This is a genomic window from Nocardia puris (assembly GCF_036051655.1).
GTDB classification, from domain to species: domain Bacteria; phylum Actinomycetota; class Actinomycetes; order Mycobacteriales; family Mycobacteriaceae; genus Nocardia; species Nocardia puris.
Genome location: NZ_CP107943.1, coordinates 2,251,989 through 2,278,430 on the forward strand (window position 1 = coordinate 2,251,989; position 26,442 = coordinate 2,278,430).

Here is a 26,442-nt window from a genome sequence, read left to right on the forward strand (position 1 = left end):
CTGGGTTCGAGGCCCTGCCGGTTCACGACCGGAGTTTCCACAGAAGCGCGGAGATCCGGGATTGACACCCCGGTCGGCCACAACCGATAGCTCAAGCTGTAGAGCCCCGCTTTGTCATCGCGATCGGGCGGCCCAGGAGGGCCGCCCGATCTGCTATCTGGACGCTATCTCGGCCGTGAGCTCGGCCTCGGTGAGCCCGAGCACGCCGTAGCTGTGCCGGGCGACTCCCCGTGCGTTCCGCAGCGCGACCTTGGCGTCGTTCAAGATCTTGGGATGAGCGGCGACCACTTCGTCTACGACCAACGCGGCCCAGCACGGCCGGGGGAGAGCGGACTGCAAGCCGAGGTTCGTCTCGCGATCGAGACGTTTGGTAATCGCCAATGCGGCGATCATCTCGCCCTGTCCGAAGTCGATCCGGTCTCCTACCCGGAGTCCTTCGGGTTCCGCTTGGCCAGGTCGCCCCAGCCTTGTTCCTGGGCGCCACTCCAGTGGGCCAGGGTGTCGAACAGAACCCGGGTCATTGTGCCGCCGTTGTGGATCACGGCGTTTCGCATGTGCCCCAGCACCGTCATATACGACATCATGTCGGTGTCGTAGACGTGGCTCGTCACGCTCTCGAAGTCCGTGTGCAGGTCACTGAGGTTTCGTTTGGCGAGGGCTTTCGCGCATAGGCCATTGTCGGCCAGCATCCCGACGCAAGTTCGCATGAAGTCCTCGTGCAAAGACAGCACGTAGGGTACGGCCATCTTGCCGAGGTGAGTGTCGGCTCCGTGCAGGATTTGCCGTGCCTGGTCGGACTTCAGATTGAATCGGTGGATGTGATCGACCGCCAGGAATACTTCGGGTAGCAAGCGGTCCGAACCCTCGGTCAGCTTCAGCAGGTGGGCCGATAACTGGGCGCCGGCGAGCAGCGCCATCATCGCGTTATTGGCCTCGGCCTTGTGATCCTCGTACTCACGAAAGGCGCGAAACCTGACCATCTGGCCGCGCGTCGGACCGCCTCGTGCCACTGAACCCCCTGATCAGCGCCGAATCTGCTGCGCAGCAGCGTAACCCACGGCGCTGACGGCCTGACGGCGTATCTACTTCTGGTCGGTGACCCGGTCCAAAGCCGTGGAGAGGGCGGTGAGGGCTTCGACTATTCGGGTGAAGTGGTCGAGGCCCAGTTCTTCGGTGAGGCGGTGGGCGAGGGTGGCGTGGTGGGGGTTGATGCGGGCGATGGCGGCGCGGCCTTCGGGGGTGGGGGTGAGGAGTTTGGCGCGGCGGTGGGCTGGGTTGGGGTGGTATTCGGCGAGGCCCTTGTCGACGAGGAGGTCGGCGATGCGCTGCACGCTCTGGCGGGTGATGCCCATGGTGCGGGCGATGCCCGCGACCGGAAGCGGTTCGGGGAGGACCGCGCCGAGCACCTGCCACCAGGCGGCGGTCAGGCCGGCGGGGGCGGCGAGTTCTTCGGCGATGGTGAGGAATTGGCCGTTGAGGCGGAAGGAGGTGATGGCGGCGGTGCTGAACAGGACTTGCTCGGGGTTCTCGCTCACGCCGTCACCTCGGCTCCGGCGCGCGAGGCACGCTGTGACTCGACACCATTCACGCCCCGGCCCCGGCCCGCGCGTGCTCATACGCGTCCAACACTGCGTACCCCTCCGGATCGCTGTGCGCGTACAGCCGGTACCAGGCGTCGAGGATGTGCGGCTCGTACACCCCGAGCACCCCGAGCACTTCGCGTGCGAACTCGAACGGCGCCATGGCCGCGGCGGTGACGAGGGTGCCGTCGGTGACGGCGGGCGCGTCGACGTACCGGTCGGCTCCCGCGTACCCGCTGTAGCCGAGGAATTCGGCGACGTTGCTGGTGTGGTTGCGGGTGTCGAGCAGACCTTCGGCGGCCAGGCCGAAGGTCGCGCCGCAGATCGCCGCGACGGGCACGCCCGCGTCCAGGAATTCACGCGCCTTGCGGGCGAAAGGCGCGAGTTCACCCGTCACCCAGGTGTCGGCGCCGGGCAGGATCAGCATCGCGCTCTCGGCCGGCGTGAGCTGATCCAGCGTGCGGTCGGGCGTGATGCGCAGGCCGCCCTTGGTGGTGATCGGCTCGGCGGTCAGCGCGACGGTTTCGATCCGGAAGGTGCCGGGCGCGATCTGCCAGCTGGGGTTGTTGATGTGCGCGGTGGCGGCACCGACTTCCCAGTCGGCGAGGGTGTCGTAGACGGCGACGTGAACGGTCTTCGTGAGCATGACAGTATGTTGTCATATTTGACAGCATACTGTCAATGACCAAACCCTCAGTCCCTAGTCAGGGCAAAGATGCGCAGGTCACGCGTGGTCCGATCGCGATACGCCGCATACGCCCCGGTGATCTCCACGAACCGCGCGAACACCGACTCCTTGACCGCCTCCTCCGTCACCGGCGTGGCCCGTACCCGGATGCGCTCCCCGGCGATCGCGACCGTCGCGCGCGGCTCGGCCAGCAGATTCCCCGTCCACGCGGGATGGTGCGCCTGCCCGAAATTGCTCCCGATCACGTACAGGGTGTCGCCGTCGTGCACGTACAGCAGCGGCTGCGTGCGCGGCTGCCCGGACTTGCGCCCGGTGGTGGTGAGCAGGATGACCGGCGCGCCGATCGGGCCGAGCACCGTGTACTTCGCGTCGGTGCGCTCGAGCAGCTTGCGATCCAGCGGCGTGAGCGTGCGGATGAGCCGGGAACCGAAGCCGGACGCGGCCAGTCTGTCGGCCGCGCGCCCGAGAATGCCGGTGCGCGAACCCCACTGCCGATCCGGGAAGGACGTCGTCATACGCGCGAGCGTACGGAACCCGGCTCGCCCGAAGTGTCCGGAATCCGGCGCGAAAGTGATTTCGGAGGTATTTGCCGTCGGTTGGCCGAGACAGTGCCCTTCGGCTCACTAAGCTCGGGCCCATGGTCGAATCCGCTGCGTCCTCCGTTTACATCGCGTCCCCCGAGGGCGACACCGGCAAATCGACGGTCGCGCTCGGCGTACTGCAGATCGTCTGCGCGACGGCCGCACGGGTCGGCGTGTTCCGCCCGATCACCCGCTCCACCACCGAGCCCGACTACATCCTCGAACTCCTGCTGGAGCACTCCACCGCCGACATCGACTACGCGCAGGCGATCGGCGTCACCTACGAGCAGGTGCACGCCGACCCCGACGCCGCGATCTCCGAGATCGTCATGCGCTACCACGAGGTCGCCAAGGTCTGCGATGCCGTGGTGATCGTGGGCAGCGACTACACCGATGTGGCCAGCCCCAGCGAGCTGCGCTTCAACGCCAGGATCGCGGTCAACCTGGGTGCGCCGGTGCTGCTGGTGGTGCGCGGCGCCGACCGCACGTCCGCCGAGGTCAAGCAGCTGGTGGAGCTGTGTGAGGGCGAGCTGGAGCAGGAGCACGCCACGCTGGTCGCGGTGGTCGCCAACCGGTGCGATCCCGACCAGCTGAACGAAGTCTGTTCGGCGCTGGGCGGATTCGATGTCCCGTCCTGGTCGCTGCCGGAGGTGCCGCTGCTGATCGCGCCCACCATGGCCGAGCTGTGCGAAGCCGTGGACGGCGAAATGTACAGCGGCGACCCGGAATTGCTGCAGCGCGAGGCGATGAAGGTGATGGTCGGCGGCATGACCGCCGAGCACATCCTGGAGCGCCTGGTGGACGGCGTCGTGGTGATCGCGCCCGGCGACCGCTCCGACGTGCTGCTCGGCTTGGTGAACGCCCATGAGGCCGAAGGTTTTCCGTCGCTGGCGGGCATAATCATGAACGGCGGGCTGCTGCCGCACCCCACCGTCGCGCGACTGATGGAGGGCCTGAAACCGCGGCTGCCGATCCTCACCACCGCGCTGGGCACCTACGACACCGCCAGCGCCGCCTACCGCACCAGGGGCCGCATGTCGGCGGGCAACCCGCGCAAGGTGAACACCGCGCTGGCGCTGATGGAGGAGCACGTGGACGCACCGGAGTTGTTGCGGCGCATCAGCATTCCGCGCAGCACCGTGGTGACCCCGCAGATGTTCGAGTACCAGCTCATCGAGCGCGCGCGGGCCAACCGCAAGCGCATCGTGCTGCCCGAGGGCGACGACGACCGCATCCTGCGCGCCGCCGGACGGGTGCTGCAGCGCCGGATCGCCGACCTGGTGATCCTCGGCGACGAGCACTCGATCCGCGCCCGCGCCGCCGAACTCGGCGTCGACATCGCCGAGGCCGAAGTGCTGGACCCGCGCAGCTCCGGCCACCTGGACGATTTCGCCGCCGAGTACACCGAACTGCGCAAGCACAAGGGCATGACATTGGAGCGTGCCCGCGAAACCGTCGTCGATATCTCGTATTTCGGCACGATGATGGTCTACAAGGGGATCGCCGACGGCATGGTGTCGGGCGCGGCGCACACCACCGCGCACACCATCCGGCCCTCCTTCGAGATCATCAAGACCGTGCCGGGCGTGTCCACCGTGTCCAGCGTGTTCCTCATGTGCCTGGCCGACCGGGTGCTCGCCTACGGCGACTGCGCCGTGGTGCCCGACCCCACCTCCGAGCAGCTGGCCGATATCGCCATCTCCTCGGCGCGCACCGCAGAACAGTTCGGCATCGACCCGAAGGTCGCGATGCTCTCGTACTCCACCGGCGAATCCGGCAGCGGTGCCGACGTGGACAAGGTGCGCGTCGCCACGAAACTGGTGCGCGAACGCGAGCCGAACCTGTTGGTGGAGGGTCCGATTCAGTACGACGCGGCCATCGAACCGACCGTCGCCGACGCCAAGATGCCCGATTCGGAGGTGGCGGGCCGGGCCACGGTGTTCATCTTCCCCGACCTGAACACCGGCAACAACACCTACAAGGCCGTGCAGCGCAGCGCGGGCGCGATCGCGATCGGTCCGGTGCTGCAGGGCCTGCGCAAGCCGGTCAACGACCTGTCGCGTGGCGCGCTGGTGGCCGACATCGTCAATACGGTGGCGATCACGGCGATCCAGGCGGGCGCGCAGTGAGCCGGCGCGGAACAAACCCGCGCGCGGCGCGGTTGCGGCAGGGGCAGAACGACCGGCAGGAGGCCTGATGAGCGACGACCAACTCGTGCTGGTGATCAATTCCGGCTCCTCCTCGATCAAATACCAGCTGCTGAATCCGGCCACCGGGGTGGTCGCGGCGTCCGGGCTGGTGGAACGGATCGGCGAGCCGACCGGCGCGATCGAGCACAGCGTTGCGGGGCATGACACCCTCGAACACACCGGGCCCATTCCGGATCACAAGGCGGGCTTGCGGTTGGCCTTCGACATGTTCGCCGAGACCGGCCTGGATCTGGCCGAGGCGAACGTCTGCGCGGTCGGGCATCGGGTGGTGCACGGCGGCGAGGTGTTCTACCGGCCGACGCTGATCACCGACGAGGTGGTCGACACCATCGCGAAGCTGTCCGACCTCGCGCCCCTGCACAATCCGGCCAACCTCACCGGCATCGAGAGCACCCGGGAACTGCTGCCCGGCGTACCGCAGGTGGCGGTGTTCGACACGGCGTTCTTCCACGGACTGCCCGAGGCCGCGCGCACCTACGCCATCGACGCGAAAGTGGCGGCCGCGCACGGCATTCGGCGCTATGGGTTCCACGGCACCTCGCACGAGTACGTGTCGGGGCGGGTCGCCGAAGTGCTCGGGCGCGACCCGGAGACGTTGCGGCAGATCGTGTTCCACCTCGGCAACGGCGCGTCGGCGTCGGCGATCCGTGGCGCGAAGCCGATCGACACCAGCATGGGGCTCACCCCGCTGGAGGGGTTGGTGATGGGCACGCGCGGCGGTGACATCGACCCGGGCATCATCGGGCACTTGGTGCGGTCGGGCGAGTACGACATCGAGCGGATCGACCGACTCCTGAACCGCAATTCGGGACTCAAGGGCCTGTCCGGGGTGAACGATTTCCGCGAACTCACCCGGCTCATCGACGAGGGCGACGCCGCCGCGAAGCTGGCCTACGACGTCTACATCCACCGCCTGCGCCGCTACCTGGGCGCGTATCTGGTGGAGCTGGGCGGCGTCGACGCGATCACCTTCACCGCGGGCGTCGGGGAGAACAGCGCCCAGGTCCGCGCCGACGCCCTGGCCGATCTGTCGGCCTTCGGCATCGAGGTGGACCCGGCTCTCAACACCGCCAGAGACCGCGCCGCGCGGCGTATTTCACCACCGGGTGCCCCGGTCGCGGTGTTGGTGGTTCCCACCAACGAAGAGCTCGCCATCGCGCGGGGCGCACGGGGGGTCGTGGCGGAGCTGGGTTGAGCTCGCGGCCTCGCCTCGTGCGATGCTCGAGTGCCCACTCGGGTGCACGACGGCGGCCGACAGGGGATCGGACGGGTCCATCAGTGGAATGGCAGTGCGGCGGCGGATATCGGCGGCTGCGCGAAACCGGCGTGACAGCGGCATGCCCCCGCTCGCGGACGCAGGACCGAACGGCCGCGCGCCGGGGTGCGCGGCCGTTCGGATGCTAGGCGATCTTGCGGCGGTAGGTGGTCATGGCGACCGCGTACGCGACCACCAGGATGCCGACGCACCAGGCGAGAGCGACCCAGACCCCGGAGCCGACGGGCTGCTCGGTGAGCAGATTTCGGATCGTATCGACGATCGACGTCGCCGGTTGATGTTCGGCGAAGGCGCGAACCGGTCCCGGCATCGTGTCGGTCGGGACGAAAGCCGAGCTGACGAAAGGCAGGAAGACCAGCGGATAAGAGAACGCACCCGCGCCGTCCGGGGTGCTCGCGGTGAGACCCGGGATGACGGCCAGCCAAGTCAACGCGAGGGTGAACAGCAGCAGGATGGCGCCGACCGCCAGCCACGCCGTGATGTTCGCGCTGGAACGAAAGCCCAGGAGCACGGCGACGAGTATGACCACCACGAGGGAGATCAGGTTGGCCACCAACGAGGTCAGCACGTGTGCCCACAGGATCGACGATCGTGCGATCGGCATCGACTGAAATCGCTCGACGATGCCGTTCTTCATATCCATGAACAGCCGGTAGGCGGTGTAGGAGATGCCCGAGGCGATCGTGATGAGCAGGATTCCGGGCAGCAGATACTGCACGTACGAATCCGTTCCCGTCTCGATCGCGCCGCCGAACACGTAGACGAACAGCAGCATCATGACGATCGGCGTGATCGCGGTCGTGATGATGGTGTCCATGCTGCGGGTGACGTGGCGCAGCGACCGGCCGAGCAGGTAGGTGGTGTCGCCGGCGAAGTGTGCGGTCATCGTTGTTCCTTACCCGTGTGCGCCGACGCCGCGGTGCTGTCGTCACCGACGACGGCGAAGAAGATGTCCTCGAGGGTCGGTTGCTTCTCGACGTATTCGACCTCGGCGGGCGGTAGCAGCCGTTTGAGCTCGGCGAGGGTGCCGTTCACCACGATCCGTCCTTCGTGCAGGATCGCGATCCGGTCTGCCAGTTGCTCGGCCTCCTCCAGGTACTGCGTGGTCAGCAGTACCGTGGTGCCGCGCTCGGTGAGCTCGGTGATTGTCGTCCAGACCTCGACGCGCGCCTGCGGATCGAGGCCGGTCGTCGGTTCGTCCAGGAAGATGACGGGCGGATTTCCGACGAGGCTCATGGCGATGTCGAGGCGGCGGCGCATACCGCCCGAATAGGTCGAGACCTTGCGCGCGGCGGCCTCGGTCAGCGAGAACCGCTCGAGCAGGTCGTCGGCGATCGCGCCCGGGTCGTCGAGATGGCGCAAGTGGGCGATCAGCACGAGATTCTCTCGCCCGCTGAGGATCTCGTCGACCGCGGCGAACTGCCCGGTGAGGCTGAAGGCCCCGCGAGCCTGCGCGGGCTGCGCGGCGACGTCGAAGCCCCCGACGTGCGCGGTGCCCGCGTCGGCGCGCATCAGCGTGGACAGAATCTTCACGACCGTGGTCTTGCCCGCTCCGTTGGAGCCGAGCAGAGCGAAGACACTGCCCCGCTCCACCTCGAAGTCCACGCCGCGCAGCACGTGATGGTCCCCGTAGGATTTCTCCAGGCCCCGTACCCGGATCGCGGGAGTAGGTGGTGTTGTCATCGGGCGGTCCTGCCTTCGTCGAGAATGATCTTGTCCCAGAGCGGCTCGCGCGCGTGAGTTGTGGTGGTGGACACTGCTTTTTCCCTCTCGCGACCCGCGGTGTTGTCAGGCCGAGCGGCGGACGATGATGTCGCCGGCGGAGGTGCGCGCCCGCACCTCGGCCTTCTCGTCGGATGGTTCCGGGCCCGCGGCGGTGTCGAGTTCATTGCGCACCGAGCCGAACTTGGTGTGCAGATCGAGCAGTACGGCGGTGCCTTGCCGGATGCCGACGTCCAGCCGACCGGCGGCGGACTCCAGCGTGACCAATCCCCGGGTGACCTCTCCGATGCGAATGGCGCCGGCGGCGGTCTTGGCGGTGACACCGGATTTCGCCGTGCCGACGGTGATATCACCGTTGGCAGACTTCACCCGCAGCTCACCGGTGACCTCGTCGATGGTGGCGGCGCCGTTGGCGCTGTCGATCTCGGCGGAGCCGTCGATGTGCCGGATACGCACCTCGCCGGAGCTGGTGTGCGCGCGCAGCATGCCGCGGGCGCGCTCCACCACGATGCTGCCCATCCCGGAGTTCAGCTCCAGCGCGTCGGCGGCGTCGACTTGGATGTCGCCGAACCCGCTCTCGAGCCGGCATTCGCCGAGCGTGCCCCTGGTCTGGATGTTGCCCATATCCGTGTCGGCCTGAATCTGTGAACCGCTCGGCACCTCGATCACGACCTCGACCGAACCGTGCTTGCGGCCGAAGATGATCGCCTGTTTCCATACCGGCGGTCGCGGCGTGAGCACCCGCAGCAGCCCGGCGGAGTAGTCCACGCGGGTCTGGTCGGCGGCCTCGACATCGAAGCGGTCCTTGCTGACCGGGCGCACGTCGACCACGGTGGTGTCGCGGTCTCCGGCGATGATTCTGACGTCGCCCACGTAGGTGTCCACGACGACGGAAATGGGTTCGGGGGTGTCGAATTCAGGCATGGCGGTGCCCTTCCTTGGTGGTGTGATGAGAAAACCCCGGTCGGGGTGTGGGTGGTGCAGAGGGTGGCGAGGCGCCGCGTCAGCGCGCCCAGCCCTTGAAGGTGTTGCCACCGGAGGTCGGGGGGACGCCCCAGCCCGTGGCGGTGGCCGGTCGCGGCTCCAGCGCGGCGGCGGCCGCGCGGACCAGCCAGGCGTTCACCGAGAGGCCCTCCCGGCTCGCGGCCTCTTCCACACGCTGCTTGAGTCGGTCGGGGAGCCGGACGTTGATCCGGGAGGTGCCACCGCTGTCATCGATTGGCGCTACTGGTGGTGCCACGAATGGTGGCGCCGCGCCACTCTCCGGTGGCTCCGTGGGGGGCGGTGTCACGACGAAGGTGGGATCGACGCCGCGTAACCGCACTTCGACCGACCCCGGCGCGAGGTCCCGGGTGATCTCGTCTGCCGCGTCCGACAATGCGTTGAGCAGGGCCAGCCGGGTGGCCGAATGAAGGGTCGACGTGAGCCGTTCGGCCAGTTCATGGGCTTCATCGCCGGCGGCTTGCGCGGCAATGGCCAACTCGTACCGGATGCTGTCGAGATAGGGCCTGAGATCCATGTGAGCCAGTCTGGCATCATTTTGGCTCAGATGCAAGGGTGTATGTGGCTCAGAGTGGGTGAGACGCGGGTCGGTCGGGTCCCGCGTCGTCGGGTCAGAACCAGGTCTTCGCGCGAATCGCGTTCGCCAGGTCCACGAGCGCGTAGCGGTGGGTGCGCCCCGGAGCGCCGCGGGCCAGGGCGCGCAGACCCGTTTCGGTGCCGTCGCGCAGGTCGCGTTCGGCGAAAGGGGCGCCGAAGAGGGTGGCGTTGGGGCGTTTCGGTTGGTGGCCGGATTGGAGCCAGGCGAGGGCCGCGCCGAGGACGAGCACGCGCATCTGGAGGACGCGGTTCTCGCCGGGCGGGAGGGTTTGGACGCGGGCGGCCGCCAAGTGCAGGGTCGCCTCGTCGAGTTCGGCGACCGGGGCGGCGGTGAGCAGCAGCAGGACCGCCGTCATGCGGGCGGTCGTGAAATGCCGTGAGGTGGGCGGGACTTCGTCGAGCGCCGCGACGGCGTCGGGGACGCGCCCGTCGGCCGCGAGCTGGCGGGCGAGGCCGAACGCGGCGCTCACCACGGCCCGGTCGGTGCGCCAGACGGTGGCGTAGAACTTCTCGGCGTAGCTGCGCCACTGCTCCCGGTCCTCGGAATCCCAGTGCTGCAGAACGAGTTCCGCCGTGGCGGCCAGGGCGAGTTTGGGGGCGATCTCACCGGGCAGCACCTGCAGCACCGCGTCGAAGGCGTCGTAGGCGCGCTCGTAGTTCTGTTCGCGCAGCTCCGCGAGGCCGGTGAACCAGTCGACCCGCCAGTCGTAGTGCGGCAGCCGGGAGAGCAGGTACAGCACGGCCGCCGATTCGCCCATGTCCAGCCGGACCCGCGCCTCGGCGAGCGTGAACTCCAGTTCCGCTGTCTCCGGGGTGTTCTCGGAATCGGTCTCGGCGCGGTCGCGCGCTTCGCGCAGCGCTTCGAGCGCCTGTTCGGGTTCGGGGTGCACTACGGCGGCCAGCAGCGGAGCGGCCGGATCGGACGGGTCGATCAATGGAATCGGCAGTGCCGCGGCGATATCGGCGGCATTGAGCAGCGGGCTGCGCCCGACGCCGTCGGCGTAGGCGTCGGTCTGGCTGATCAGTTCCTCGGTGCCGAAGCTGGCGCGCTGGGGACTGAACACCGTGGACAGCTGGGGATGTTCGGAACCGGTGTCCAGTGCGAGGATTTCGCGCAGCACGCCGGAGAGCTGCGCGGCCATGGCGCGGGCCGAGGGGAAGCGGCGGGCCGGGTCGGGATCGGTGGCGCTGAGCAGCAGCCGGTGGAAGAACTCGTAGCGCGCGAGCACCGGATGGTCAGCCGGGTCGGGGATGCCGTCGCGGTAGCGGCCGTGCTCCATCGGCAGGTCCAGCGTGAGCACCGCGAGCGTGCGGCCGACGGTGTAGATGTCGGAGGCGACCGTCGGCCCGGTCTTCGCGATCTCGGGTGCCTGGAAACCCCTGGTGCCGTACAGGTTTCCGTACGCCTCGATGGTGGCCACCGCGCCCAGGTCGATGAGTTTGACCTGGTCCTCGGTGATCATCACGTTATCGGGTTTGAGGTCGTTGTAGGTGAGCCCGATGGAGTGCAGGTAGTCCAGCGCGGGCAGGATCTCGAGCACGTAGGCGATGGCCTCGGCCACCGGCATCCGCTCCGGGCGCGGGTGGGCGTCGAGCAGCGCGCGCAGCGAACGCCCGCCCACGTACTCCATCACGATGTAGCCGACCGGTTCGCCGTCGGTGCCGGGGTGTTCCACGAAGTTGTGGATCTTCACGATGCTGGGATGCGCCACCTCGGCGAGGAATTGGCGTTCGGCCACCGCGACGGCCTGTGCCTCGGCGTCGCCCGCGTGCAGCAGGCCCTTGAGTACCACCCACCGGTCGCTCACGTTCCGGTCGATCGCCAGGTAGATCCAGCCCAGACCGCCGTGTGCCAGGCACCCTTGGATCTCGTACTGACCCGAGACCATTTCGCCCGGATGCAGTGACGGGCGGAAATCGTAAGGGGCTTCGCAGGTTTCGCACACGCCAACCGTTGTCGCCGGGCGCACGGCGGTGGCGCGGCCCACGGGATTGCCGCAGCGCCAGCAGAATCGCTTGCCCTCCGACACCACCGGGTCGGTGAGCACCGCCGCGCGCGGGTCGGCGGGCGGCACGGTGGGGATCGGCACCAGTCCGCCGCCGAGCCTGCGCACCGACGGCCGGGAACGGGCCGTGCGCACGCTGCGGCCCGAAGTGCGCATCGCGGCACCGGAATCCGGTTCGGAGCGCTGGGTGCCGGGGCCGAAATCCGCGGCGGCCGTGCCGGGTTGCTCCTCGGCGCCGGTCGACGGGATCGGTTCGGTGTGCGGATCGTCGTCACCGGTTCGCGCCGACGCCGGATTCAACTGCGTCGCATGCGGGTCGCCGACGGGCTCGGACCACCGCACCGTCGCCGGCGCTTCTTCCGGCGGCTCCGATCCGCGCGCGTCCCGGTCCTCCGGTCGCGGAAAGGGCTGGTATCGCATGGTCATCGGCCGTCAGTCCTCGTACGTGGGTGCGGGCGGGCCGGGGTTCGGGCCGAGTGAGGTGAGCCACCGGTTGTAGATCGTCGTCCAGGTGCCGTCGCGGCGCAGCCGGTCCAGCGTGGCGTTGACGAAACGCACCAGATCGTCGTTGCCCTTGGTGATGCCGATGCCGTACGGCTCGACGCTGATAGCCTCGCCGACCACCTCGGTGTAGGGGTCCTGCGCGGCCAGCCCGGCCAGGATGGAGTCGTCGGTGCTCACCGCGTCCACCTGGCGCTGTTGCAGCACCACCAGGCAGTCCGCCCAGGTGGGCACGGTCAGCACGGTCGCGGCGGGCTGTTCGCGGCGGATGCGGTCCAGCGAGGTGGTGCCGCTGACCACGCACACCCGCTTGCCCGCCAGATCGGCGATGCCGTCGATCCCGGAGTTCTTCATGGTCAGCACGCGCTGGCCCGCGCGCAGGTACACCGTCGAGAAGGCGACCTTGGTGCGCCGCTCGCAGGTGATCGTCATGGTCTTGGCGACGATGTCGACGGTGCGGTCCTGCAAAGCCTGCTCGCGGTCGGCCGAACCGAGGCTGCGGAACTCCACCAGATCCGGGCTGCCCAGCAGATCCCGCGCGACCTCGCGGGCGATATCGGCGTCGAAACCCACGATGGCGCCGCTGATCGGGTCGCGGAAGCTGAACAGATTGCTGCCCGCGTCCAGGCCCACCAGCAGCCGGCCCCTGGCGCGGATGGCGTCCAGGCTGGGGCCGCGCGCGCCGCGACCACCGGTCGGGCGCAGGCTCGCGGTCGGGTCGCCGCAGTCCTCGCCGGTCTCCGGCGGCGGGGGCGCGTCGCTGGGCAGCTGTGTCGCCTGCGCCGGCAGCGGCGGGTCGGTGTAGGTGGCGATCTTCTCGGTGTGGGCGGTGTCGCGGGTGTCGGCGCACCCGGTGAGCAGCAGCGCGAGGGCGGAGGCGGCGGCCAGCAGGCCGCGCGCGGCGCTCATCGGTACTCCCGCAGTCGCGGCCACAGGCCGAGCACCACGGCGGCGGCCGCGAGCACACCGAGGACGAACGCGCCCGGCGAGAGGAAGTCCAGCACCTGCACGGCCCGGGAGATGTCGCCGCGCAACGCGTTTCGCGTCTCCTCGATGCCGTTGTCCAGCGACAGGTCGAGCGCGTGCACGTGCGCGGTGGACTGGGCCGCGCCCGGTCCGGTCGCCACCGCCGCCGCGCCCGTGAAATCGCCGCGCGCCAGCGCCTCGTTCATGCGGGCGTGCGATTCGCGCCACCGGTCCAGCGCCCCACGGGCATTGGCCAGATCCTCGGCGGCGGGCGCGCCGGCGGGATGGCCGTCGAGGAGTTCGGCGAGCCGGGTGACGCTGGTGTCGTAGACGCGGTCGTAGTCGCCGGTGGCGTCGCGGCGCACCAGTTTCAGCGTCTCGGCGGCGCGCGCCTGCTGGGTCAGGATGCGGCTCTCGGTGAGACGGGAGACGGGCACGGCGCCCTCGTCGCGGCCGCTGATCATCGCCGCCGCCGACACCGACCCGGCGATCACCGTCCACGCCAACAGGATCAGCACCGCGCCGGAGGCCAGCAACAATCCGGCGTTGAAGGTACGCCGCCACCGTTTGGCCAGCTGGGTCTGCACCCACACCAGCGCGGCGAGCGCCGCGATCAGCAGCGCGATGGCGGTCCACGGCGGGCGCACGTGCGCGCGCTGGGCGGCGTGCACGGCCTCGGTGCGGTGGTCGTGCAGTTCCTCGGCCATCGGCAGCAGCGTCGTCTGCATCTGGTGCGACGCCTCGCTCAGGTACGCAGCGCCGACCGGGTAGCCGATCCGGTTGTTCGTGCGCGCCGTCTCGACCAGGCCGGTGTATACGGGCAGGCCGGTCGCGATGCCGGTGCGCAGCTGGGCGTCGGGGCCGCTCTCGTCGTAGCCGGCCGTGTGCGCGGTCTGCGCGACGAGTTCGGCAGACGCCTCGCCGATCGCCTGGGTGTAGCGGTCGCGCACCTCCTGCGGTTCCACCCCGCCCGCGATGAAGGCGGTGCTGGCGGCGGCGTCGGCGATCGACAGCGAGGTGTAGAGGCGGTGCGCGGAGTGCGCGTCGGGTTCGGTGTCGGCCAGCAGGGTGTGCAGCGCGTCCTGGCGATGGTTCACCGTCGAGGAGGTGACCGCGCCCGCCGCCAGGCAGAGCAGCAGTAAGAGCAAACTCATGGCAATCAAGCGGCCGGGGGAGGAACCGGCGAAGGACCGCAGATCGGCCGGGTCGAGCTGGGCGCGCACGGCGGCCGTGGCGGGGCCGCCGAGATGCTTGCGCACCTGGTCGGCGACGGCCGACGGTGGCCGAGCGGTCGCCAACTGCTCGGTCCGAGCCAATGTCCACCTCCGGGTCCGCGCCCCACCTGTGCGCCTGCGTCGGAGTTTATTGTGGTCCTACCGGGCTAGCGGCGTGTGAAACACCCCCCGCGGACCGGCGGATGTGAGATCTGCCCGCCCCGGAACCCCGCGCGGGGACCTGCCGGGGTGGGCGGTGCGAGTGAGGACGGTGGGCGATGCGTGGTGACGGCGACGGTTGGTCGCTCGGTCCGGGCGGGACCAAGCACTGGGGCCGCTTCGGCGCTGCCGGATTGTTGCTGCGTGCGCCACTGGCCGGTGGTGGTTCGGCGGTGCTGCTCCAGCACCGGGCCCCGTGGAGTCATCAGGGCGGCACCTGGGCGCTGCCCGGCGGCGCGCGCGACAGTCACGAGACCGCACTGCACGCCGCCGTCCGGGAGGCCTGGGAGGAAGCGGGCATCCAGCCCACCGACGTCCGGGTGCGCGGCGAGCGCGTGACGGCCGGGGTCACCGGCGGCTGGACCTACACGACCGTCGTGGCCGACGCCGTCGCCACCCTGCCCACCAGCCGCAACCGGGAGAGCACCGAACTGGCCTGGGTCCCCGAGGACGAGGTCGCCACCCGCCCCCTGCACCCCGCCTTCGCCGAGGCCTGGCCCGCCCTGCGCGCCGCCCCCGCCCGCGCCTGCCTCGCGGGCCTCACCGACGCCCACACCGTCGCCGCCGCCCTCCCGCGCACCCTCGACCTCGCCGACCAGGGCTTCGTCTGGCTCCACACGGTGCGGGACGGGCCGGGTGGGTACGCCAGAATCACCGACGAGGAGGGTGTGTCGGTGGAAACACCCTCGGCCGGTAAGGAATTCGAGCCGGTGCTCTCGCTCACGATGCGACAGGTCCTGGCTTCGTTGTCGCAGTAGCGTCGCGATCCCGCACCGGGATGTCCGGCACGCCCCGCGCCGCCGGGTATCCCGACCGCTGCGTCTCCGCCCGCGAATACGGCCACGAGTTGGCGCACACCCAGCCGCGATCGCGTTGGCCGGACTCGGCGGACTCGTGAGTCGGGTCGCGTTCGTCGTCCGGTCGCGCATGGACCGCACGAAAACGGGGTGGGCACACAGGTATCGGCGGCGATCCGGCGTGCCCGCCCGCACCGTCAGCACTCACTCGACCGCCCGCGCGTCACCGTGGGCGGCGGCTCCGGATACCGCGTCACCCCCGTTCGTGTCGGCCGGGAGACGTGCGACTCGATGCGCCGCGCCGTCACATCCGGATCGAAGGCAGCCGCCGGAGCGTCTCACCCCTTGGCAAGCAGGGCCGTCTTCAACTCCCGGGCCGCGGCTTCCGGGTCGCGCGCTTCGGTGATCGCGCGCACCACGACGATCCGTTCCGCCCCCGCGGCCAGCACGTCCCGGACGCGTTCGTGATCGATGCCGCCGATGGCGAACCAGGGGCGGGTTGGGTGGGAGTCTGCGGTGGAGCGCACCAGGTCCAGGCCGGCGGCCTGACGGCCGGGTTTGGTGGGGGTGGACCAGACGGGGCCGGTGCAGAAGTAGTCGATGTGCTCGTCGATGGCGGCGAGGCCGGCTTGCGCGCGGCTGTGGGTGGAGCGGCCGATCACCACGTCGGGGCCGAGGATGCGGCGCGCGTACCAGGGCGGCAGGTCACCCTGGCCCAGGTGCAGCACGTCGGCGCCGGCGGCGAGCGCGATATCGGCGCGGTCGTTCACCGCGACCAGCCCGCCGTGCCTGCGCGCGGCCGCCTTCAGTTCGGCCAGCGCGCCCAGCTCGGCCTTGGCCTCCAGCGGGCCGAACTTGGCCTCGCCCGGCGAGCCCTTGTCCCGCAGCTGGATGATGTCCACCCCGCCCGCGAACGCCGCCTCGGCGAACTTGGCCAGATCGCCTTTGTCACGCCTGGCGTCGGTGCACAGGTACAGCCGCGCGGTGGCCAGGCGATCCCGCGGTGGCAGCGGCCGGTTGTGGTGGGAGGGTTGCACGCCTTCGACGGTAGCCGCGCTACCGTGGGGAGCGAAACAGGAGGTTGGTTGACATGCGCACTGTCGCCGTCGTCGGTGGCGGCGCCATCGGTATGGCGGTGGCGTGGCGGGCGGCCGAGGCGGGCCGGCGGGTGACGCTGTTCGACCCGGCCACCGGCTCCGGCGCCTCCTGGGTTGCCGGCGGTATGCTCGCCCCCCTCTCGGAGGGCTGGCCGGGGGAGGACCGCGTCCTCGCCTTCGGCGCCGCGTCGCTGGCGCGCTGGCCCGGGTTCGCCGCGCGTCTGGCCGAGGTGACGGGCCTCGAGGTCGTCGTCGCCGACGAGACCCTCACCGTCGCGCTGGACGGTGCCGACGCCGCCGATCTGCGCACCGTCGCCGAGTGGGTGGGCGAACGCGGTCACGACATGCGGTTGCTGGACCGCGCGGGCGTTCGCGCGCTCGAACCCGCCTTGGCCCGCACCGTCCGCGCCGGGCTGCTCGCCCCCGCCGAACCGGCCGTCGATAACCGCCGGTTACTGGAGGCGCTGAAAGCGGCCTGCGCGGCCGCCGGCGTCGAGATCCGCGCCGAGCGGGTCACCGCGCTCGCGGATCTGCCCCACGACCGGGTGGTGCTCGCGGCGGGCGCCGCCTCGGCGCGGCTGTGGCCGGACCTGCCGGTGCGTCCGGTCAAGGGCGAGATCCTGCGCCTGCGGCACCGGCCGGGCGCGGCGCCGGCGCCGCGCCGGGTGATCCGCGCCAGGGTGCATGGCAGGCCGGTGTACCTGGTGCCGCGCGGCGACGGAATCGTCGTCGGCGCAACGCAATACGAAGCGGGCTTCGACACCGCCGTCACCGTGGCCGGCGTGCGCGACCTGATCGCCGACGCCGAGGCCGTGCTGCCCGGCATCGGCGAGTACGAATTGGCGGAGGCCGCGGCGGGTTCCAGGCCGGGCAGCCCCGACAACCTGCCGCTGATCGGCCCGCTCTCCGAGCGCGTGATCGCCGCCACCGGCCACGGCCGCAACGGCATGCTCACCACGCCGCTCACCGCCGACGCGGTGCTGGCGCTGCTGGACGGCGAAACGCTGCCCGAGGCGCGCGACGCGCTCCCGCAACGCTTATCGGCGACGCCGGCCGCGTCGTCCCCATCCATCGCAGGAGGAGTTCGATGACCGCGACATCCATCCCCATCGGCGTCACCGTCAACGGCGCCGACCACGAGTTCGCCGAACCGCTCACCGTGCGAGAACTGCTGGCCCGCCTCGAGCTGCCCTGCCAGGGCGTCGCGCTGGCCGTGGACGGCGCGGTGTTCCCGAAGTCGCGTTGGGACGAGCCGGTCGGGCGTGGCTGGACCATCGAGGTGCTCACCGCGGTGCAGGGCGGATGACGGCCACCGAACTCGAGCCGCTGCGCATCGCCGACCGGGAATTCGGCTCCCGGCTCATCATGGGCACCGGCGGCGCGGAGAGCCTGTCGGTGCTGGAGGAGGCGCTGGTCGCCTCGGGCACCGAACTCACCACCGTCGCCATGCGCCGCATCGACGCCGCGGGCGGCACGGGCGTGCTGGACCTGCTCAAACGGCTCGACATCACGCCGCTGCCCAACACCGCGGGCTGTCGCACGGCCGCCGAGGCGGTGCTCACCGCGCAGCTGGCGGCCGAGGCCCTCGACACCAACTGGGTGAAGCTCGAGGTCGTCGCCGACGAGCGCACCCTGCTGCCCGATCCGGTCGAATTGCTCAGCGCCGCCGAACAATTGGTCGACGAGGGCTTCGTGGTGCTGCCGTACACCAACGACGATCCGATCCTGGCGCGCCGGCTAGAGGAGGCCGGATGCGCGGCCGTCATGCCGCTGGGCGCGCCCATCGGCACCGGCTTGGGCATCGGCAATCCGCACAATATCGAGATGATCGTGTCGGGCGCGCGGGTGCCGGTGATCCTGGACGCGGGCATCGGCACCGCCAGCGACGCGGCCCTGGCCATGGAACTCGGATGCGCGGCCGTGCTGCTGGCCACCGCCGTCACCCGGGCCAAGGAGCCCGCCCTGATGGCGGCCGCCATGGCCGACGCCGTGCGCGCCGGCCTGCTGGCGCGGCGCGCGGGCCGCATCCCCAAGCGTTTCTGGGCGCAGGCCTCCTCGCCCGCCAGGTGACCCCGAGGGGTACTTCCGGAGGACCCCGGCGGGGGAAGTCATCCTCGAGGATGACCGAAAACGACACCTAGTAGTGACGCGAACGCCGGGAATTTGCGGAATGCTGGACGCCATGATCGAACTGAGGGGCCTGACCAAGCATTATGGCCGGACCGCCGCGGTTCAGGATCTGACCTTCACCGTTCGCCCCGGACAGGTGACGGGCTTCCTGGGACCGAACGGCGCGGGTAAGTCGACGACGATGCGGATGATCCTCGGGCTGGACAAGCCCACCGCGGGCACCGCCTTGATCGAGGGCAAGCAGTATCACGAGCTGGACCATCCGCTGCGGACGGTCGGCTCGCTGCTGGACGCCAAGTGGGTGCATCCCAACCGCTCGGCGCGCGCCCACCTGCAGTGGATGGCCGCCTCCAACGGCATCCCCAAGTCCCGCGTGGACGAGGTGCTGCGGCTGGTGGGCCTGTCCGAGGTGGCGGGACGCAACGCGGGCGGGTTCTCGCTCGGCATGTCCCAGCGCCTCGGCCTGGCCGGCGCGCTGCTCGGCGATCCGAAGGTGCTGCTCTTCGACGAGCCGGTCAACGGCCTCGACCCCGAGGGCATCCTGTGGATCCGCCGGTTCATGCAGCGTCTGGCGGCCGAGGGCCGCACGGTGCTGGTGTCGAGCCACCTGCTCTCGGAGATGGCGCAGACCGCCGAACACCTGGTGGTGATCGGGCGCGGTCAGCTGATCTCCGACTCCACCACCACCGAGTTCATCGAGAAGGCCTCCGAACAGTCGGTGCGGGTGCGCAGCCCGCAACTGGACCAGCTGCGCAGCTTGCTCACCTCCAACGGCATGACCGTGCGCGAGGACGGCGCGGGCGCCGAGGGCCCCGCGCTGCTGGTGGCCAACGTCCCCAGCGACGCCGTCGGCAAACTGGCCGCGGCCAACGACATCACCCTGTTCGAGCTCTCCCCGCAGCGCGCCTCGCTGGAGGAGGCGTTCATGCGGATGACCGGCGGCGCGGTGCAGTACCACGGTGAAGGCATGGACGACCCGGCGGCGGCCGTGGCGATGGGAGGTGCGCTCTGATGGGCGTCTTGGCGGCGGAACGTATCAAACTGACCTCGACCAGGTCGCCGTGGTGGTGCACGGCGCTGGCCATCGTGTTCTCCCTCGGCATCACCGCGTTGTTCGCCCTGCTGCTCAACGTGTCGATGAACGCCTACAAGGAGAATCCGCAGGATTTCCCGGAGGCGCCGTACGCGGAGAACGCGCTGGCGGGCCTCGGCATCACCGGCGCGGCGGGCATGCCCGGCTTCGGCTACATCCTGATCATGATCCTGGCCGCGCTGGCGGTGACGAGCGAGTACCGCTTCGGCACCATCCGCGCCACCTTCCTCGCCGTCCCGCACCGCGCGTCGGTGCTGGTCACCAAGGCGGGCATGATCGCGGTGGGCGCCGCGGTGCTCTCGGCGATCCTGACCTTCCTGAGCTTCCTCATCCTGCGGGCGGTGACCGACGCGGAGGTGGGCGGCAGGCTCAGCCTCACCGACGGTGACCTCACGGTGTTCTACGGCGTGCCGATCTTCATCGCGCTGGCGGTGTTCCTGGCCGTCGCGGTGGGTGCGCTGGTACGCCAGTCGGCGGGCGCGCTGTCGCTGCTGATCGTGTGGCCGGTGCTGATCGAGCCGATCATCGGCGCGTTCGGCCGGTGGGGCCGGGAGATCCAGGTGTTCCTGCCCTTCCAGAACGCCAACCGGTTCCTCGGCTTGGAGAACCCCGATCTGCCCTGGCACTGGGGCCCGTGGCCCGCCCTGTTCTACTTCGCGGCCTTCGTCGCCGTGATCTTCGGCGCCGCGCTCTACGTGGTGAACAAGCGCGACGCCTGACCCGAAGATCTACCCGAGTTGCCCTCCCTCGCCACTCGGGTACCAGGGAAGCGACCTTGTCGGGAGGTCCGCGACCCCGAGGCACCGCCCCGCCACTGCCCGGCGGAGGTGCCGACCACCGGCCCGGTGCGTGAAGAACAATCCCCCTTCCGCACCGGGCCGGTTGGTGTCTGTGACGCAGGACACCACGGCGTGAGAGCTTCCGGACGGTAGCATCACTGGCAGCAACCAATGCGCTATCCATCGGCGGGCCCAAAGAGGCGGCCGCTCCGTCCGATCGAGGGGTGCACAGTGGCGATCATGAGTAATCAGCCGACCGCCCGACCGCTGAGATACGCTCGGGGCGTGAGCGATACACCTTCCGGCGGTCCCGAATCGGGACCGCGGCCGGAGGACAACGGGGGCGCGGCGCCCGAGGTGGTGATTCCCTTGGTGCCCGCGGACGAGGCGAGCGAAACGCGCGGACCCGGACGGGTTTTCCGCAAAGAGCAGTTCTCGGCGCTGATGAACGCCGCCAACCAGCGGCCCGACTTCATCGGGGTGCTGCGCAAGGCGCGCGAACAGCTGCCGGGCGACCCTTCCTTCGGCGATCCGCTGTCGGTGTCCGGGCCGGGTGGCGCGCGCGCCGTCGCGCGGGCCGCCGACAAGCTGGTCGGCGACACCCCCAGCGCGGCCCGCGAGATCGGTTTCGGCGCGCTGCAGGTGTGGCAGGCGATGCTGGAGCGAGTCGGCCGCGGAAAAGGTAGCCAGGAAGTAACCATCATGTTCACCGATCTGGTGGCCTTCTCCAGCTGGTCGCTGTCCGCCGGTGACGAGGTGACCCTCGAGCTGTTGCGCGAGGTGGCCAAGGCCATCGAGCCGCCGATCGAACGCCGCGGCCAGGTGGTCAAGCGGATGGGCGACGGCGTGATGGCGGTGTTCCCGTCGGCCGAGCGCGCGGTGCGCGCCGCCCTGCAGGCCAAGGAGAATCTCGCCGAGGTGAACGTGCGCGGCTACCGCCCCAAGATGCGCGTCGGCCTGCACACCGGGTCGCCCCGCGAGATCGGCGGCGACTGGCTGGGCGTGGACGTGACGGTGGCGGCCCGCGTCATGGAGGCGGGCGGCAACGGCAACACCATGATCTCCGACGCCACCCTGCGCGCGCTGCCCCCGGAAACCCTCGAGGAGCTGGGCGTCTCGGTGAAGCCCTACCGGCGCAGTTTCTTCGCCGCCCCGCTCAGCGGCGTCCCGGAAGACCTGCGTATCTTCCGGCTCACGAAGGCCTGAGCTACGACAGGCCCCACACGAGCGCGCCGGCGACGGCCAGCAGCCCGCAGGAGGCGAGGCCGATCGCGACCGGGCGCGCCGTCTTCCACATCGAATACGCACCGCCCAGCAGGAATCCGGCGAGGGCGAGCAGCACGATCATGGTCACGTCGGTCGACATACACCCATTCTGCCGTGCCCCGGATGCCGGGGATTTACCGGGCCTGACCTGCGCGGATATTTAACAAGCACGCGCGCTTGATTTTTTCTTGCCCGCGTGTGATCCTGGGTCGGAACGTGATGTCCACCGCACAGGAGGCACCCGGCAGATGGGTAGATTGGGCGCCGATCCGGACCTGATCAGGATCGGCAACTGTTCCGGCTTCTACGGGGACCGGCTCTCCGCGATGCGCGAGATGCTCGAGGGCGGGGAACTCGACGTGCTCACCGGCGACTACCTCGCCGAGCTGACCATGCTGATCCTCGGGCGCGACCGGATGAAGGACCCGAGCCTCGGCTACGCGAAGACCTTCGTCAAGCAGATCGAGGACTGTCTCGGACTCGCGCTGGAACGCAACGTGCAGATCGTCGCGAACGCCGGCGGGCTGAATCCGGCCGGTCTCGCCGAACGGCTGCGCGAGGTCGCCGCCGACCTCGGACTGGACGCCAAGGTCGCCCACGTCGAGGGTGACGATCTGCTCTCGCGCGCAGGCGAACTCGGGCTCGGCGCGCCGCTCACCGCGAACGCCTACCTGGGCGCGTGGGGCATCGTCGAGTGCCTGAACGCCGGCGCCGACATCGTGGTCACCGGCCGCGTCACCGACGCCTCGGTGATCGTGGGCCCGGCCGCCGCCCACTTCGGCTGGGGCCGAACCGAGTACGACAGCCTGGCCGGTGCGGTGGTGGCGGGCCACGTGATCGAGTGCAGCACCCAGGCCACCGGCGGCAACTTCGCCTTCTTCACCGAACTGCCCGAGCTGGGCAGGCCCGGCTTCCCGATCGCCGAGATCCGCCGCGACGGGTCCAGCGTCATCACCAAGCACGAGGGCACCGGCGGCGCCGTCACCGTCGACACGGTCGAGGCCCAGCTCATGTACGAGATCCAGGGCCCGCGCTACGCGGGGCCCGACGTCACCGCCCGCCTGGACACCATCCGCCTCACCCAGGAGGCGCCCGACCGCGTGCGCATCAGCGGGGTGCGGGGCGAGGCGCCGCCGCCGACGCTGAAGGTCTCGCTCAACACCCTCGGCGGCTTCCGCAACGAGATGGAGTTCGTGCTCACCGGACTCGACATCGAGGCCAAAGCCGCACTGGCGCAACGACAGCTGGAGTCCTGGCTGCCCGTCCGCCCGGCCGAGCTGGAGTGGACGCTGGCGCGCCTGGACCGCCCGGACGCCGAGACCGAGGAACAAGCCAGCGCCCTGCTGCGCTGCGTGGTCCGCGATCCCGATCCGAACAAGGTGGGGCGCGCGTTCTCCAGCGTCGCGGTGGAACTGGCCCTGGCCAGCTACCCGGGGTGCAGCTTCACGACCTTGCCGGGCAACGGTTCTCCGTACGGCGTGTTCAGCCCCGGCTTCGTGGACGCCGCCGAGGTGCCGCACACGGCGGTGCTGCCCGACGGATCTCGAATCGCCGTTGCGCAGGCATCGGAAACCGCAGCGCTGGAAGAGGTTCCGCCTCCCGATCTGCCGGAGCCGTTGCCCGCCGGGGAAACCCGCCGCGTGCCGCTGGGCACCCTCGCGCTGGCGCGCAGCGGCGACAAGGGCGGCGACGCCAATATCGGCGTGTGGGTCCGCACCGACGACCAATGGCGCTGGCTGGTGCACGAACTCACCGTGGACCGACTCCAGGAGCTGCTGCCCGAGACGGCCGCGCTCACCGTCACCCGCCACGTGCTGCCCAATCTGCGCGCGGTGAACTTCCTCGTTTCCGGCCTGCTCGGCCAGGGCGTGGCCTACCAGGCCCGCTTCGATCCGCAGGCCAAGGGGCTCGGCGAATGGCTGCGCTCCCGCCACCTCGACATCCCCGTGGAGTTGCTCTCATGACCACTGCCGTCAGTCCGTGGAACACCCCGGAGCGGCGCGAATTGCGCGCCACCGTCCGCGGTTTCGCCGAACGCGAAGTGCTGCCCTACCTCGCCGACTGGGAGCGCGAGGGCGAACTGCCGCGCGAGCTCCACAAGAAGGCGGGCGCACTGGGCCTGCTCGGCATCCAGTTCCCCGAATCGGTGGGCGGCGCGGGTGGCGACGGCATCGACGCCATGATCGTGTGCGAGGAACTGCACGAGGCGGGCGGTTCGGGCGGCCTGTTCGCCTCGCTGTTCACCTGCGGGATCGCGGTGCCGCACATCATCGCCTCCGGCAACGAAGACCTGATCGAGCGCTTCGTGCGTCCCACCCTCGTGGGCGAGAAGATCGGGTCGCTGGCCATCACCGAACCGGGCGGCGGCTCCGACGTGGGCCACCTCACCACCACCGCGCGCCGCGAGGGCGACCACTACATCGTCAACGGCGCCAAGACCTACATCACCTCCGGCGTGCGCGCCGACTACGTGGTGACCGCCGTGCGCACCGGCGGGCCCGGCTCCTCGGGCATCTCGCTGCTGGTGGTGGAGAAGGGCACGCCCGGCTTCACCGTCAGCCGCAAGCTGGACAAGATGGGCTGGCGCTGCTCCGACACCGCCGAACTGTCCTACGTGGACGTGCGGGTGCCGGTGGAAAACCTGGTGGGACAAGAGAATACGGGCTTCTACCAGATCGCGGCCGCCTTCGTCAGCGAGCGCGTCGGGCTGGCGGTGCAGGCGTACTCGCAGGCCCAGCGCTGCCTGGACCTCACCCTGGACTGGGTGCGCGACCGCGAGACCTTCGGGCGCCCGCTGATCAGCCGCCAGTCCGTGCAGAACACGGTGACCGAGATGGCGCGGCGCATCGACGTGGCCCGCGTCTACACCCGCGAGGTCGCGCGGCGCGCGGCCGAGGGCGAGACCGATCTGATCGCCGAGGTGTGCTTCGCCAAGAACACCGCCGTCGAGGCGGGCGAATGGGTGGCCAACCAGGCCGTGCAGCTGTTCGGCGGGCTCGGGTACATGAGCGAGTCCGAAGTCGAGCGCCAGTACCGCGACATCCGCATCATCGGGATCGGCGGCGGCACCACCGAGATCCTCACCGGCCTGGCCGCGAAGCGATTGGGGTACCAGTCATGACCACACTGCGCAGCACGCTCGACAGCGGCTCGCCCGAATACGGTGCGGCGGCCGAGGCGATGAACACCAAGCTCGCCGAGATCGAGGCCGAGTTCGAGAAGAACGTGGGCGGCGGCGGTCCGGAGAAGATGGCGCGACATCGCAAGCGCGGCAAGCTGACCGCGCGCGAGCGCATCGAACTGCTCATCGACGAGGACTCGCCGTTCCTGGAGCTGTGCCCGCTGGCCGCGTGGGGCAGCGATTTCCACGTGGGCGCCAGCGTGATCGCGGGCATCGGCATCGTGGAGGGCGTCGAATGCATGATCGTCGCGCCCGATCCCACGGTGCGCGGCGGCACCTCGAATCCGTGGACGCTGCGCAAGAACCTGCGCATGAACGACATCGCCATGGAGAACCGGTTGCCGGTGATCGGCCTGGTCGAATCCGGTGGAGCCGACTTGCCCACGCAGAAAGAGGTTTTCGTCCCCGGCGGGCGCATGTTCCGCGATCTGACGAAGCTGTCGGCGATGGGCATCCCGACGATCGCGCTGGTGTTCGGCAACTCCACGGCGGGCGGCGCGTACGTGCCCGGCATGTCCGATTACACGGTCATGATCAAGGAGCGCTCCAAGGTGTTCCTCGGCGGTCCGCCGCTGGTGAAGATGGCGACCGGTGAAGAGTCCGACGACGAATCCCTGGGCGGCGCCGAAATGCATGCCCGCACTTCGGGTCTGGCCGACTACCTGGCCGCCGACGAGCACGACGCGATTCGCATCGGACGCTCGATCGTCAAGCGGCTCAACTGGCGCAAACAGGGTCCCGCGCCGCGCGCCGAGGTGATCGAGCCGCTGTACGACCAGGAAGAACTGCTCGGCATCGTGCCCTCGGATCTGAAGATCCCGTTCGATCCGCGCGAGGTGATCGCGCGCGTGGTGGACGGCTCCGATTTCGACGAGTTCAAACCGCTCTACGGCTCCAGCCTGGTGACGGGATGGGCGGAGCTGCACGGCTATCCGGTCGGCATCCTGGCCAACGCGCGCGGCGTGCTGTTCTCCGAGGAGGCGCAGAAGGCGGCGCAGTTCATCCAGCTGGCCAACCAGTCGAACACGCCGCTGTTGTTCCTGCACAACACCACCGGCTACATGGTCGGCAAGGAGTTCGAGCAGAAGGGCATCATCAAGCACGGCGCGATGATGATCAACGCGGTGTCGAATTCGAAGGTGCCGCACATCTCGCTGCTGATGGGCGCCTCCTACGGCGCGGGCCACTACGGCATGTGCGGGCGCGCCTACGATCCGCGCTTCGTGTTCGCTTGGCCCAGTGCGAAATCCGCCGTCATGGGCGGCGCGCAGCTGGCCGGCGTCATCTCCATCGTGAGCCGGGCCGCCTCCGAGGCGAAGGGCGTGCCGTTCAACGAGGAGGCCGACGCCGGGATGCGCGCGATGATCGAGGCGCAGATCGAGGCCGAGTCGCTGCCGATGTTCATGTCGGGCCGCCTCTACGACGACGGCGTGATCGACCCGCGCGACACCCGCACGGTGTTGGGGATGGCGCTCTCGGCCATCCACAACTCCCCGATCAAGGGCGCCGAGGGCTTCGGCGTCTTCCGGATGTGAGG

Annotated in this window: 26 protein-coding genes; 12 read left to right on the forward strand and 14 right to left on the reverse strand. The window is 69.9% G+C overall.

Going from position 1 to position 26,442, the window contains the following annotated elements; translation table 11 throughout:
- Positions 1 to 153 precede the first annotated feature (153 nt).
- The 5 genes from OHB21_RS10065 to OHB21_RS10085 all read right to left on the reverse strand — a co-directional run bounded on the left by OHB21_RS10065 (position 154) and on the right by OHB21_RS10085 (position 2,783).
- Positions 154 to 381, reverse strand: a complete 228-nt coding sequence (locus OHB21_RS10065) for a hypothetical protein (RefSeq protein WP_195124560.1) — start codon at positions 379 to 381, stop codon at positions 154 to 156.
- Positions 382 to 422: 41 nt separating this feature from the next.
- Positions 423 to 1,010: a hypothetical protein gene (locus OHB21_RS10070; protein WP_195124561.1), complete on the reverse strand. Its 588-nt coding sequence runs from the start codon at positions 1,008 to 1,010 to the stop codon at positions 423 to 425.
- A gap of 72 nt (positions 1,011 to 1,082) precedes the next feature.
- Positions 1,083 to 1,535 carry a MarR family winged helix-turn-helix transcriptional regulator gene (locus tag OHB21_RS10075; RefSeq protein WP_067511882.1) on the reverse strand — a complete coding sequence of 151 codons (453 nt, stop codon included), beginning with the start codon at positions 1,533 to 1,535 and terminating at the stop codon, positions 1,083 to 1,085.
- A gap of 49 nt (positions 1,536 to 1,584) precedes the next feature.
- A complete protein-coding gene (locus OHB21_RS10080; RefSeq protein ID WP_195124562.1) occupies positions 1,585 to 2,226 on the reverse strand; it encodes a DJ-1/PfpI family protein in 642 nt (213 codons plus the stop codon).
- Positions 2,227 to 2,273: 47 nt separating this feature from the next.
- Positions 2,274 to 2,783, reverse strand: coding sequence for a nitroreductase/quinone reductase family protein (locus OHB21_RS10085; protein WP_195124563.1), 510 nt, complete (start codon positions 2,781 to 2,783; stop codon positions 2,274 to 2,276).
- 122 nt (positions 2,784 to 2,905) lie between these two features.
- On the opposite strand from OHB21_RS10085, the gene pta reads away from it, so the two are divergent.
- Together pta and OHB21_RS10095 are read left to right on the forward strand one after the other, a co-directional pair.
- Positions 2,906 to 4,978, forward strand: coding sequence for a phosphate acetyltransferase (pta, locus tag OHB21_RS10090; protein WP_195124564.1), 2,073 nt, complete (start codon positions 2,906 to 2,908; stop codon positions 4,976 to 4,978).
- Between the two features lie 67 nt (positions 4,979 to 5,045).
- Positions 5,046 to 6,254 carry an acetate kinase gene (locus tag OHB21_RS10095; protein ID WP_195124565.1) on the forward strand — a complete coding sequence of 403 codons (1,209 nt, stop codon included), beginning with the start codon at positions 5,046 to 5,048 and terminating at the stop codon, positions 6,252 to 6,254.
- Positions 6,255 to 6,459: 205 nt separating this feature from the next.
- On the opposite strand, the gene OHB21_RS10100 is transcribed toward OHB21_RS10095, so the two are convergent.
- The 7 genes from OHB21_RS10100 to OHB21_RS10130 all read right to left on the reverse strand — a co-directional run bounded on the left by OHB21_RS10100 (position 6,460) and on the right by OHB21_RS10130 (position 14,445).
- Positions 6,460 to 7,221, reverse strand: a complete 762-nt coding sequence (locus OHB21_RS10100; protein WP_195124566.1) for an ABC transporter permease — start codon at positions 7,219 to 7,221, stop codon at positions 6,460 to 6,462.
- Positions 7,218 to 8,018 carry an ABC transporter ATP-binding protein gene (locus tag OHB21_RS10105; RefSeq protein ID WP_195124567.1) on the reverse strand — a complete coding sequence of 267 codons (801 nt, stop codon included), beginning with the start codon at positions 8,016 to 8,018 and terminating at the stop codon, positions 7,218 to 7,220. Before OHB21_RS10105 ends, OHB21_RS10100 begins: the two co-directional genes overlap by 4 nt.
- A 105-nt stretch (positions 8,019 to 8,123) precedes the next feature.
- Positions 8,124 to 8,981: a DUF4097 family beta strand repeat-containing protein gene (locus OHB21_RS10110; protein ID WP_067511867.1), complete on the reverse strand. Its 858-nt coding sequence runs from the start codon at positions 8,979 to 8,981 to the stop codon at positions 8,124 to 8,126.
- 79 nt (positions 8,982 to 9,060) lie between these two features.
- Positions 9,061 to 9,576, reverse strand: a complete 516-nt coding sequence (locus OHB21_RS10115; RefSeq protein ID WP_067511865.1) for a toxin-antitoxin system HicB family antitoxin — start codon at positions 9,574 to 9,576, stop codon at positions 9,061 to 9,063.
- 94 nt (positions 9,577 to 9,670) lie between these two features.
- Positions 9,671 to 12,088, reverse strand: coding sequence for a serine/threonine-protein kinase PknG (locus tag OHB21_RS10120; protein ID WP_228788975.1), 2,418 nt, complete (start codon positions 12,086 to 12,088; stop codon positions 9,671 to 9,673).
- A gap of 6 nt (positions 12,089 to 12,094) precedes the next feature.
- Entirely contained in the window at positions 12,095 to 13,072 is a 978-nt protein-coding gene (locus OHB21_RS10125) for a glutamate ABC transporter substrate-binding protein (RefSeq protein WP_195124568.1), read from the reverse strand.
- The gene (locus OHB21_RS10130; protein ID WP_195124569.1) at positions 13,069 to 14,445 is read right to left on the reverse strand and encodes a hypothetical protein; all 1,377 of its coding nucleotides are present in this window, start codon (positions 14,443 to 14,445) and stop codon (positions 13,069 to 13,071) included. The genes OHB21_RS10125 and OHB21_RS10130 overlap by 4 nt, the downstream gene beginning before the upstream one ends.
- A gap of 176 nt (positions 14,446 to 14,621) precedes the next feature.
- On the opposite strand from OHB21_RS10130, the gene OHB21_RS10135 reads away from it, so the two are divergent.
- Positions 14,622 to 15,320, forward strand: a complete 699-nt coding sequence (locus OHB21_RS10135) for an NUDIX hydrolase (RefSeq protein WP_067511861.1) — start codon at positions 14,622 to 14,624, stop codon at positions 15,318 to 15,320.
- Positions 15,321 to 15,697: 377 nt separating this feature from the next.
- On the opposite strand, the gene thiE is transcribed toward OHB21_RS10135, so the two are convergent.
- The gene (thiE, locus tag OHB21_RS10140; protein ID WP_067511859.1) at positions 15,698 to 16,396 is read right to left on the reverse strand and encodes a thiamine phosphate synthase; all 699 of its coding nucleotides are present in this window, start codon (positions 16,394 to 16,396) and stop codon (positions 15,698 to 15,700) included.
- Positions 16,397 to 16,449: 53 nt separating this feature from the next.
- Between thiE and thiO the strand changes: the two genes are divergently transcribed.
- From thiO to OHB21_RS10170, 6 genes are all read left to right on the forward strand, one after another.
- Positions 16,450 to 17,547 (forward strand): glycine oxidase ThiO, encoded by a 1,098-nt coding sequence (gene thiO, locus OHB21_RS10145; protein WP_067511857.1) that lies wholly within the window; start codon positions 16,450 to 16,452, stop codon positions 17,545 to 17,547.
- Positions 17,544 to 17,762, forward strand: a complete 219-nt coding sequence (gene thiS, locus OHB21_RS10150) for a sulfur carrier protein ThiS (protein ID WP_067511855.1) — start codon at positions 17,544 to 17,546, stop codon at positions 17,760 to 17,762. Before thiO ends, thiS begins: the two co-directional genes overlap by 4 nt.
- Entirely contained in the window at positions 17,759 to 18,526 is a 768-nt protein-coding gene (gene thiG / locus OHB21_RS10155) for a thiazole synthase (protein WP_067511853.1), read from the forward strand. The genes thiS and thiG overlap by 4 nt, the downstream gene beginning before the upstream one ends.
- Before the next feature lie 112 nt (positions 18,527 to 18,638).
- On the forward strand, positions 18,639 to 19,598 hold the full coding sequence (locus OHB21_RS10160) for an ABC transporter ATP-binding protein (RefSeq protein ID WP_067511915.1): 960 nt from the start codon (positions 18,639 to 18,641) through the stop codon (positions 19,596 to 19,598).
- The gene (locus tag OHB21_RS10165) at positions 19,598 to 20,398 is read left to right on the forward strand and encodes an ABC transporter permease (protein ID WP_195124570.1); all 801 of its coding nucleotides are present in this window, start codon (positions 19,598 to 19,600) and stop codon (positions 20,396 to 20,398) included. Before OHB21_RS10160 ends, OHB21_RS10165 begins: the two co-directional genes overlap by 1 nt.
- A gap of 504 nt (positions 20,399 to 20,902) precedes the next feature.
- On the forward strand, positions 20,903 to 21,664 hold the full coding sequence (locus tag OHB21_RS10170) for an adenylate/guanylate cyclase domain-containing protein (RefSeq protein ID WP_067511913.1): 762 nt from the start codon (positions 20,903 to 20,905) through the stop codon (positions 21,662 to 21,664).
- A 1-nt stretch (position 21,665) separates the two neighbouring features.
- Here OHB21_RS10170 and OHB21_RS10175 read toward each other — a convergent pair whose 3' ends face one another.
- Complete coding sequence (locus OHB21_RS10175) at positions 21,666 to 21,824, reverse strand: hypothetical protein (protein ID WP_170160795.1); 159 nt, start codon at positions 21,822 to 21,824, stop codon at positions 21,666 to 21,668.
- A gap of 148 nt (positions 21,825 to 21,972) precedes the next feature.
- Between OHB21_RS10175 and OHB21_RS10180 the strand changes: the two genes are divergently transcribed.
- The 3 genes from OHB21_RS10180 to OHB21_RS10190 are packed head-to-tail and all read left to right on the forward strand — an operon-like array spanning position 21,973 to position 26,440.
- Positions 21,973 to 23,688 carry an acyclic terpene utilization AtuA family protein gene (locus OHB21_RS10180; protein ID WP_195124571.1) on the forward strand — a complete coding sequence of 572 codons (1,716 nt, stop codon included), beginning with the start codon at positions 21,973 to 21,975 and terminating at the stop codon, positions 23,686 to 23,688.
- Positions 23,685 to 24,845: an acyl-CoA dehydrogenase family protein gene (locus OHB21_RS10185; RefSeq protein WP_195124572.1), complete on the forward strand. Its 1,161-nt coding sequence runs from the start codon at positions 23,685 to 23,687 to the stop codon at positions 24,843 to 24,845. Before OHB21_RS10180 ends, OHB21_RS10185 begins: the two co-directional genes overlap by 4 nt.
- Entirely contained in the window at positions 24,842 to 26,440 is a 1,599-nt protein-coding gene (locus OHB21_RS10190) for an acyl-CoA carboxylase subunit beta (RefSeq protein ID WP_195124573.1), read from the forward strand. The genes OHB21_RS10185 and OHB21_RS10190 overlap by 4 nt, the downstream gene beginning before the upstream one ends.
- The last annotated feature ends 2 nt before the right edge of the window (positions 26,441 to 26,442 follow it).